Source organism: Mycobacterium sp. 852002-10029_SCH5224772 (assembly GCF_001667315.1).
Classification (GTDB): Bacteria; Actinomycetota; Actinomycetes; order Mycobacteriales; family Mycobacteriaceae; genus Mycobacterium.
Window position 1 is genome coordinate 1 of record NZ_LZHT01000006.1, and the last position, 2323, is coordinate 2323.

General features: G+C 70.4%; 1 protein-coding gene. It reads left to right on the forward strand.

The genetic code is table 11. From position 1 onward, the window contains the following. Positions 1-2323, forward strand: a 2323-nt coding sequence (locus tag A5775_RS01630) for a condensation domain-containing protein (protein ID WP_156660531.1), incomplete at both ends; no start/stop codon positions are given.

Here is a 2323-nt window from a genome sequence, read left to right on the forward strand (position 1 = left end):
TGATCACCGCGATCAACGCCGATCTCGACGCCGGGCTGACGGTTCGAGCGGTGTTCGAGGCGCCCACGGTCGCGGGGCTGGCGCCCCGGGTCGTGGCCGGCGTCGGTCGCGCCGGACGGTTGGTGGCCGGCGAGCGCCCGGCGGTGGTGCCGTTGTCGTTTGCGCAGTCCCGCCTCTGGTTCATCGATCAGCTGCAGGGGCCGTCGCCGGTGTACAACATGGCGGTCGCCCTGCGGTTGTCGGGGCGCCTGGATACCGACGCGATGGGGGCCGCCCTGGACGACGTGGTGGCCCGCCACGAAAGCCTGCGGACGCTCTTCGTCGCGCCCGAGGGCGCGCCCCAACAGGTGGTGCTACCCGCCGAGCGGGCCGACGTCAACTGGCAGGTCGTTGACGCGACGCGGTGGCCGGCGTCCTGGTTGGCGGAGGCCACCCAGGATGCGGTGCGCTACACCTTCGACCTGGCCGCCGAAATCCCCTTGCGGGCATGGCTTTTCCGCACGGGTGAGGACGAGCACGTGCTGGTGGCCGTGGTGCACCACATCGCCGCCGACGGATGGTCGGTAACCCCCCTGGTGCACGATTTGGGGGTGGCCTATGCCAGCCGTCGTTTGGGGCGGGCCCCGGGTTGGGCGCCGCTGCCGGTGCACTACGTCGACTACACGCTGTGGCAACGTGCCCAATTCGGTGACCTCGAGGACCCGAACAGCCCGATCGCGGCGGAACTGGACTATTGGGAGCAGGCCCTGGCCGGGCTACCGGAACACGTTCTGCTGCCGACGGATCGGCCCTACCCGCTGGTGGCCGACTATCGCGGGTCCAGCGTGGACGTGCAGTGGCCGGCCGCACTGCAGCACCGGGTCGCGCAGCTGGCGCGGGCCCACAACGCGACGAGTTTCATGGTCGTCCAGGCGGCCCTGGCGGTGCTGCTGTCCAGCTTGAGCGCGAGTTCGGATGTGGCCGTGGGGTTCCCGATCGCCGGGCGGCGCGACCCCGCGCTCGACGAGGTCGTCGGGTTTTTCGTCAACACCCTGGTGTTGCGGGTCGACCTCAGCGGTGACCCCAGCGTCGCGGAGCTGTTGGACCGGGTGCGCCAGCGCAGCCTGGCGGCCTACGAACACCAGGACGTTCCCTTCGAGCTGCTGGTGGAACGGCTCAACCCCACCCGCAACATGGCCCACCACCCGCTGGTGCAGGTCATGCTCGCCTGGCAGAACAACGCCCCCGTCGACATGAGCCTCGGCGACGTGCGGGTGACGCCGCTGCCGCTGGAAACCCGGGTCGCCCGCATGGATCTGGTGTGGTCGCTGGCCGAGCGCTGGGACGAAGGTGGCGCGCCCGCCGGCATCGGCGGAACGGTGGAGTTCCGCACCGACGTCTTCGATGCGGCCACCATCGAGACACTCGTGACGCGGTTGCACCAGGTGTTGGTCGCCATGACCGCCGACCCCGCCCGCCCGCTGTCGGCGATCGACGTCCTCGACGACTCGGAGCGCGCCCGCCTCGACGCGATGGGCAACCGCGCCGTGTTGAGCCGGCCTGCGACCGGGCGGGCGGCGATTCCGGCGCTGTTCGCCGCGCAGGTCGCTCGGGACCCCGTGGCGGTGGCGATCACCTGCGGCGAGCGGTCGTGGACCTACCGCGAACTCTACGAAGCGACAAATCGGTTGGCGCACCTGCTGGTTGGACGCGGAGCGGGCCCGGGCCAGCGGGTCGCGGTGATGTTGCCGCGCTCCGCCGAGGCGATCGTCGCGATCCTGGCGGTGCTCAAGACCGGGGCGGCGTACGTCCCGATCGATGCGGCGCTGCCGGCCGCCCGCATCGAGTTCATGCTCACCGATGCCGCACCGGTCGCGACGCTGAGCACGGCCGAACTCCGCCCCCACCTGAGCAATCCCGATCTCGTCGTCGATGTCAACGACCCCGCCGTGCACACCCAGCCCACCACCGGGTTGCCGGACCCGGCGCCTGACGACATCGCGTACGTCATCTACACCTCCGGAACCACCGGCGTCCCAAAGGGTGTCGCGGTGACCCACCACAATGTCACCCAGCTCCTGCAGTCGGCGGACGTTCCACTGGGCACGGGACAAGTCTGGAGCCAGTGTCATTCCCTGTCGTTCGACTTGTCGGTCTGGGAGATCTTCGGCGCGCTCCTGCGGGGCGGACGGCTCGTTGTGGTACCCGACCAGGTCGTCCGCTCGCCGGAAGACTTGCACGCCTTGCTGATGGCCGAAGGCGTCACCGTGTTGAGCCAGACCCCGTCGGCGGTGGGCATGCTCGCGCCGCACGGGCTGGAGTCGGTGGCGCTGGTCGTCGGCGG